Below are 6,278 nucleotides of genomic sequence, written 5' to 3'. Positions count from 1 at the left end.
AACACAGCCAGATTTTTGTTGATTTTGAAAAAAATAAAAAGAAAAGAAGTTTTAAAAGAAAAATGGTGCTGGGCATAACACCCAACACCAAGTTTGTCTACAGTCTGAGAGGGAATCATGAAAGTGATTCCCTCTTTCGGGTTTTGTCGCACAAATCAGCGCATATCCAAACGTTCAAAGACCAATGTTGCTTGAATGCGGTCACCGCCGCCAAAGCCCTTGCTTCCGCCATTTGAGGTTGACATAGTATGGAGGCGATAGCCTTTGGCAACCTGTGCATTGATAACATCTTCAAGATCAGTTAGATTACCGGATCCGGTGCCAAAGAGCTTTTCTTTAAGCGTTACTTGCATCACTACATAGGGGAAATCATTGCCTGAAGCACTAGAAAAGCGCGATTCCTGATTCCAGCTTCCCATAGAGTGTATCCTCCCTGTTGTGTTTTCAGATTAGCCGAAGTATCTCTTAAGCAGACCAGCGAATGCTTTTCCATGTCTTGCCTCGTCCTTAGCCATCTCATAAGTCACTTCGCTTCGCTCGTGACTTCAAAACCTTTGTATTATAAAGGATTTCTTATCTTTTATAAGAAACACAGGTGTCTCCAAAAGTAAAAGAAAAATCCTAAAAAATGTGTCCCCAGAACACAGGAAAGGGCGACAAAAATGACAAAAACACAGGATTTAGGAATATCTCAATTACCAAACGGAAACTGGTGCTATCGTTTCACAAAAACAGTTGATGGGAAAAGAGTAAATCGCAAAGGCTCAAAAGATGAAGCGGGAAACCCTTTGAAAACAAAGCGGGCAGCAGCACAGGCAAAAGCGATTGCAGAAATGCGTTTTGAAGCAAGTCTGAACCAGAAGCCAGAACACCGCATGACTTTTGGAGAGGTTTACATGGAATATTGCGAACAGGGGCGCAGCGGAAAAGCATATTCCACGATAAAGAAACAAAACAGCTTATGGAAAAATCATCTTGAAGAAAAATTCGGTTCACGCTATGTTGACAGCATTTCTGTTGCAGAAGTAAATGATTATCTTTCTTTTCTGTATTACACTGAGGGACGCGCTTATAAGTATGTAGAGGGATTTTTAAAAATGTTCTATCTGATATTCGGACAGGCGTATTCCCGCAATTATTTAGATGTAGATGTATATAACAAATTATGCGTAAACAAAGATGTTCGGATTCGTATGCCGAAAATGAAGATTGATGAAGATACCGAAATTGTAGCATTCAGCAAAGAAGAAACAGAACGTCTTGACACTTATTTTCAAGGCACAAATGCAGAAACCGCTTATCTGTTGGGAAAGTGCTGCGGCTTGCGTATCAATGAGTGTTACGGCTTAAAATGGGAAAATGTTGATATTGAGAACGGCAGAATAACTATAGACCGACAAATGCAGTATCAAGACGGCTTGATTAAACTTGTACCGCTGAAAACGCGCAACGCGCGGCGTGTAATTTATATGAGCCAGAAGCTAAAAGACTATTTTTTAAAACTTGCGGCAGAAACAAAGGCGCATGAGGTTGATTTAAAAGCGCAGCGGGCGCAAAATTGCACTTATATTTATGACGTTGACGGTAACAAAATTTCATCTTTGGAATTAGTAAACAGTTTGCCAAACGGAAAAATACAGACTGTAAATTCTATGAAATATCACAGCCGAACAATCAAAACAGCATTAAAAATAGATTTTAAATATCACTATTTACGCCACACATACGGCACGCGGCTTGCAGAGTTAAATACACCGACACACATTCTCTGTAATCAGATGGGACACGCAAGCGGAAAAGTCACAGAACGTTATTATCTTGCGGTTTCACAGTCTGGAATTGATATTCTTGTAAGAAATTTAAACGCTGTATAAAATAAGCGTGTGACGCATAAAACGGCTATTTACGGCACGCGGCAGCAGTAGACGGATATTTTATCTATACAAAGGAAAAGCGGGACGCGCAAGGCTTCCCGCTTATTTTAGGGCTATTAGAAATCAAACACGCCACCTTTATTTATCTCATATTTGCGAACAGGATAAGGACACTGTAAATCGTCATGTAAAAGATGATACATATTATCCAGAAGCACAAGCATTTCTCCGCATACTTCTCTATCTTGCATTTGTAAGCCCATATTATCCCAAACAAGTTGTAAAGTTCCTAACATTTCTTTTTCTGTCATAGTGAGTTCTCCCCTTTAAAAATTGAATTGTATCGGCGTAGGAGAAACTTGTTTCTCCACGCCGCTAATATTTATAGTATCTGTTTTATTTATATTTATTTCTATATCCTTTCCCGCTTCGTTATTTACGGTTTGCGGCGTTCCATAAGCGTCAGCCGTAAAGTCTAAGCCGTCAATCGTTTCTATTGGCTCTGTATGCGTGACGCGTTGTGGTGTTTCATAGAAATCATAGATAGTACTTTCCTTGCGCTGCACAAGATACCCTTTATCTACCAGTTTTACAAATTGGTCGCGATAAGTAGACGCAGGCATTCCTATTGCCTGCCTTATGGCAGCAGGTGAGAGCGCAAACTCATAATTATTAGCATTAGACGCAAGATATAAATAAAGCATGAGCGCGTGTGCGCCTAAGTCGCGCGCCGCAGCTTGCCAGTTTGCGTTTTGTATTCCTAAGAAATCATTTAAAAGCATGTTTCTATGAATGAATACGGTACGCTGATTAGGTACTGTATAAGGCATATATAAACCTCTTTTCTATTGGAATGGCAGGGCGGCAGAACCGCCCGCCAGTGTATTCTTATTTACGTTCTAAACTGTTTATTTTGTCGTTTAGTCCATCTATTTTGTTAAATATCTCTTGCGTGTCAACTGCTGTATTTAAACGTGATAAAACTTCTTCGGTTACTTCGTGGACAATTTGTTCATGTTCTAATTGTTTATAAAGTTGCTGATTCATCATTTCCTTTTGGAATGTATATGATAAATTTACATCTCCTGCTTTTCTCAGAAATTCAGCAAATTGATAAGTAAATCCGTTGTCACCAAACATACGGTATCCCCCTTTCTTTTAGATTTAAGAAATTTCTTTTTCTTATGAACATATTATAACAAAATTTTTTATTTGAATAAAATAAAGGGCGTTTTAACTTGGCAGGAGAATACAATAAACCTGCTGCCACCCCCCGCCCCTATTTCGGGAAAAATATTATTTTTATGCGTGACGCGGCTTATGCGTGGATAACCGCGACACGAAAAGGTATTTTTTATTTGCCGTTATCGTAAAATAAGCCTTATTTAAGCCTAATCGCGCTAAATAGATAAAAATAAGATATGATATAGGCTTATTTCATTGAAATAAACCTTATTACAACGAAATAACAAAAATGAGAAAAGAAATAAGCTTTATTAAGATGATTTTTGACAATATTAAATACTATGCATACTGCATATTGACAGAATATATATATATATATATAATTAAAAGTGCAAATTTTATGCAAAATACATAAAATATTATTCTAAGGAGGAAATGAAAATGCGTGTGACTATTGATCTTGACAGAGACATTGTTATTATTCCAGACAATTTTTTCAAAAAAATTATGGAGGAAAACGAAAAACTGGAAAAATATGGTGCAAAACCAGTGAAAGCAATCGATCGTATTAAAAAGTCATTTGAAATTGCAATGAATGATACGGATAACCGTTTACTGACACAGTCAAATGCAAAGACCACTACACGTGCCAGAAAATCGAATGGTGCCGCTGAGTCAGTTGCAACTAGCGAAAGTAATATTTCTGCTGACACTGCGACTATTGATAAAAAGTAATGGGCGCGCCGCGTGTAACACCGCAGGAAATCGTTCAAATGTACCGTTTATATGCGCAGCTTGGTAATTATGCCGCCGTTGCGCGTGCTATTGGACGTAGTGCAAGCACTGTATCGAAATACATACAGATGAAAGGTGTACCGCTGAATGTGAGACTGGCGGTTAATAATTTAATGCAAGATAATGTTTGAAAAAGAAATGAATGCAATGAAAAAAACGAATAGAGGATTGCGGGAGGATGGATAATGAAAAAATGCACAAATATATTTAAAACGCTTTTTTCAACAATGCTTATTGGAACGGTCGCTTTTTCTACTGTTTTTACGTTGAATGTAGAAAAGGCTTATGCAGAAGCAAATATTTCTGGTTTAGAGGATGACAGTGTCGGAAGCTGGGAAAATACAGAGGTGGTTGATGAATTTGGAGATGCTACAGGTGAATCTGCTATAAGATCGGTCGTATCGGGAACTTTCAGCAACACGGCGACGGCTGAGAGTAATTTGACAGTAGTGGCATTTATTACAATGGGCGTTCCTGCATATAGCAGCGATTTTATATCTGATAATGCTACTTTAATTAGGAATACTCTTACATATCCTACTTCTGCATATAATGTACAATTCAGACTATTAGAATATGATAAAACGCCTGCTACACATTTGAAATCGGATAATATGATTCTGAAGACAAAAGTTGGTGAGGATGTCGAAGAGTATATTTTAATAGGAAATGAAGATAACAGCGATCTTTTAGTAAATCCAGTAATAATGGGTGTAACTGGTTTTGAAAGAAATGGAGAATTACTGTTAAAAGATTTATATGAAGGAAATGATGTTCGTTGTATTGTTGAAATAGGTTCTTCAAAGTATAAATTTACTTTAGAAGCAGGAAATTTTCAAAAAATTATTGATGAAAATGATTTGGAAAAACCTTTAGATGCAGAGGGGCAAGAACAAAGATTTAAAGATCAGAAAGCGGATGCGCATCTGGAAAAAGCAGAAAGTGTTATAAAATCCAAAACTGATTTTATCGCAACTTATGTGAATCATACAGATGCGGATAATAATTATGAAAGTGGATATTATTATTTTAATGGTCATGCAGATGAATTTGAGGATTTAACAGAAGAAGAGTTATCAGCTATTTTCCCATGTAGGTTTAGATATTATCTGGTTAATCCTGTATTAGTTGGAACGCCAGGTGCGGGTGAACTTTATGAATATGACGCAGAAGGGAATACAAAATTTCTTGGCAGTTATGGACTTGATGATAGTTACCGCACACGTGAAGAAATAAATCCAAACTGGCCGGAGATTGATGGAACTTGGAGAATAGAAAACGGAGAACTGATTCGTACAGTGACTTCTACAAAAGCAGAAAATAAGTACAAGGTTAAATCATTAGACCACGATGGATATTATTTGTTATGTGGAACTTCTGGAAACGGCCCAGCTATGATGATTGTTTTATACAATGAAAATAATATGCCGTTACACGAATTTACAGAAGAATAAATCAAATGAAAACGGATTGAAATTTACTGTAGTGAATAAGGAGCAGGGTGCGCGGCCTGCTCCTTATTTTATCTGTTCGCAAGAGTACACCTTTACAAACACGCAAAATAGCGTGTATTTTTATGTTCGAGAAAGTTATTTTTATATTTGCAAACATATTCGTAAAATATATTGACATTTACGAACACTTTTGATATAATACGAACATAAGGAAATGGGAGGGCGCAAACATGAACAGCCGCACATACTATTATGCAAGAGTATCAAGTAAAGAACAGAACCTTGACCGTCAGATAGCAGCTTTCAAGGCTCTTGGAGCAGATGAAAGAGATATTATCACAGATAAGGAAAGCGGAAAGGATTTAGACAGAAAAGGTTATCAAGCATTAAAAAATGCCATGCTGCGCCGCGGCGATACACTTGTTGTAAAATCCCTTGACAGATTGAGCAGAAACAAAAGCGACATTCACAACGAATTGCAGTATTTCAAAGACAACGGCATTCGTTTGAAAGTGATTGACTTGCCAACTACTATGATGGACTTACCAGAGGGGCAAGAGTGGGTTTTTGAGATGGTAAACAATATTCTGATTGAAGTATTAGGAACAATCGCAGAACAAGAACGCACAACAATCAAACAGCGTCAAGCAGAGGGGATTGCAGCAGCCAAACAGAACGGAAAACGTCTTGGACGTCCCGCACTCACATTTCCCGAAAACTGGAATGAAGTCTATTCCTCTTGGAAAGCGGGAGAGATTACTGCAAAGACCGCAATGGAACAGACAAATACCAAAAGAACAAGCTTTTATAAACTTGTAAACATGACTGAAAACAATTAAATTTAGGGACACATTTTTAAAGGACACATTTTCTTGCATTTAGGATTTTCAAAAAGGCAGCAGGACACGCAAAGGACACAGGAAATATAAAAAATCAGCAGAAGCAGCAAAAAAAGAGGAAACCACTTTCG

At 37.6% G+C, this 6,278-nt stretch carries 9 protein-coding genes and 1 pseudogene; 5 read left to right on the top strand and 5 right to left on the bottom strand.

Features of this window, described 5'->3' with window-relative positions; translation table 11 throughout:
- Window positions 1–155: 155 nt before the first annotated feature.
- Together ACTQ50_RS13660 and ACTQ50_RS13655 are read right to left on the bottom strand one after the other, a co-directional pair.
- Window positions 156–419: a DUF4177 domain-containing protein gene (locus ACTQ50_RS13660; protein ID WP_441484653.1), complete on the bottom strand. Its 264-nt coding sequence runs from the start codon at window positions 417–419 to the stop codon at window positions 156–158.
- A gap of 30 nt (window positions 420–449) precedes the next feature.
- A pseudogene (locus ACTQ50_RS13655) lies at window positions 450–530 on the bottom strand (NADH peroxidase); the annotation flags it as partial.
- A gap of 132 nt (window positions 531–662) precedes the next feature.
- On the opposite strand from ACTQ50_RS13655, the gene ACTQ50_RS13650 reads away from it, so the two are divergent.
- On the top strand, window positions 663–1,874 hold the full coding sequence (locus ACTQ50_RS13650) for a tyrosine-type recombinase/integrase (protein WP_441484652.1): 1,212 nt from the start codon (window positions 663–665) through the stop codon (window positions 1,872–1,874).
- A 116-nt stretch (window positions 1,875–1,990) separates the two neighbouring features.
- On the opposite strand, the gene ACTQ50_RS13645 is transcribed toward ACTQ50_RS13650, so the two are convergent.
- The 3 genes from ACTQ50_RS13645 to ACTQ50_RS13635 are packed head-to-tail and all read right to left on the bottom strand — an operon-like array spanning window position 1,991 to window position 3,014.
- Entirely contained in the window at window positions 1,991–2,185 is a 195-nt protein-coding gene (locus tag ACTQ50_RS13645) for a hypothetical protein (RefSeq protein ID WP_118050035.1), read from the bottom strand.
- Window positions 2,186–2,200: 15 nt separating this feature from the next.
- Window positions 2,201–2,704: a hypothetical protein gene (locus tag ACTQ50_RS13640; RefSeq protein ID WP_118050037.1), complete on the bottom strand. Its 504-nt coding sequence runs from the start codon at window positions 2,702–2,704 to the stop codon at window positions 2,201–2,203.
- Window positions 2,705–2,762: 58 nt separating this feature from the next.
- The gene (locus ACTQ50_RS13635) at window positions 2,763–3,014 is read right to left on the bottom strand and encodes a hypothetical protein (protein WP_226821671.1); all 252 of its coding nucleotides are present in this window, start codon (window positions 3,012–3,014) and stop codon (window positions 2,763–2,765) included.
- Window positions 3,015–3,500: 486 nt separating this feature from the next.
- On the opposite strand from ACTQ50_RS13635, the gene ACTQ50_RS13630 reads away from it, so the two are divergent.
- The 4 genes from ACTQ50_RS13630 to ACTQ50_RS13615 all read left to right on the top strand — a co-directional run bounded on the left by ACTQ50_RS13630 (window position 3,501) and on the right by ACTQ50_RS13615 (window position 6,147).
- Window positions 3,501–3,794, top strand: a complete 294-nt coding sequence (locus tag ACTQ50_RS13630; RefSeq protein ID WP_441484651.1) for a hypothetical protein — start codon at window positions 3,501–3,503, stop codon at window positions 3,792–3,794.
- A gap of 38 nt (window positions 3,795–3,832) precedes the next feature.
- Entirely contained in the window at window positions 3,833–3,985 is a 153-nt protein-coding gene (locus ACTQ50_RS13625) for a helix-turn-helix domain-containing protein (RefSeq protein WP_441484650.1), read from the top strand.
- A 54-nt stretch (window positions 3,986–4,039) separates the two neighbouring features.
- Complete coding sequence (locus tag ACTQ50_RS13620; RefSeq protein ID WP_441484649.1) at window positions 4,040–5,308, top strand: hypothetical protein; 1,269 nt, start codon at window positions 4,040–4,042, stop codon at window positions 5,306–5,308.
- A gap of 230 nt (window positions 5,309–5,538) precedes the next feature.
- Entirely contained in the window at window positions 5,539–6,147 is a 609-nt protein-coding gene (locus ACTQ50_RS13615) for a recombinase family protein (RefSeq protein WP_118050044.1), read from the top strand.
- Window positions 6,148–6,278: the final 131 nt, after the last annotated feature.

The sequence above is a fragment of the Blautia sp. Sow4_E7 genome, from assembly GCF_052116245.1.
Classification (GTDB): domain Bacteria; phylum Bacillota; class Clostridia; order Lachnospirales; family Lachnospiraceae; genus Blautia_A.
Note: the sequence above shows the minus strand (reverse complement) of the source record. Positions and strands in the feature narration are given on the sequence as shown.

What these genes read in the sequence shown, in the direction of transcription:
- ACTQ50_RS13620 (WP_441484649.1), top strand. Translation starts at nt 4,040, where the DNA reads ATGAAAAAATGCACAAATATATTTAAAACGCTTTTTTCAACAATGCTT.
- ACTQ50_RS13625 (WP_441484650.1), top strand. Translation starts at nt 3,833, where the DNA reads ATGTACCGTTTATATGCGCAGCTTGGTAATTATGCCGCCGTTGCGCGT.
- ACTQ50_RS13640 (WP_118050037.1), bottom strand. Translation starts at nt 2,704, where the DNA reads ATGCCTTATACAGTACCTAATCAGCGTACCGTATTCATTCATAGAAAC.
- ACTQ50_RS13630 (WP_441484651.1), top strand. Translation starts at nt 3,501, where the DNA reads ATGCGTGTGACTATTGATCTTGACAGAGACATTGTTATTATTCCAGAC.
- ACTQ50_RS13615 (WP_118050044.1), top strand. Translation starts at nt 5,539, where the DNA reads ATGAACAGCCGCACATACTATTATGCAAGAGTATCAAGTAAAGAACAG.
- ACTQ50_RS13635 (WP_226821671.1), bottom strand. Translation starts at nt 3,014, where the DNA reads ATGTTTGGTGACAACGGATTTACTTATCAATTTGCTGAATTTCTGAGA.
- ACTQ50_RS13645 (WP_118050035.1), bottom strand. Translation starts at nt 2,185, where the DNA reads ATGACAGAAAAAGAAATGTTAGGAACTTTACAACTTGTTTGGGATAAT.
- ACTQ50_RS13650 (WP_441484652.1), top strand. Translation starts at nt 663, where the DNA reads ATGACAAAAACACAGGATTTAGGAATATCTCAATTACCAAACGGAAAC.
- ACTQ50_RS13660 (WP_441484653.1), bottom strand. Translation starts at nt 419, where the DNA reads ATGGGAAGCTGGAATCAGGAATCGCGCTTTTCTAGTGCTTCAGGCAAT.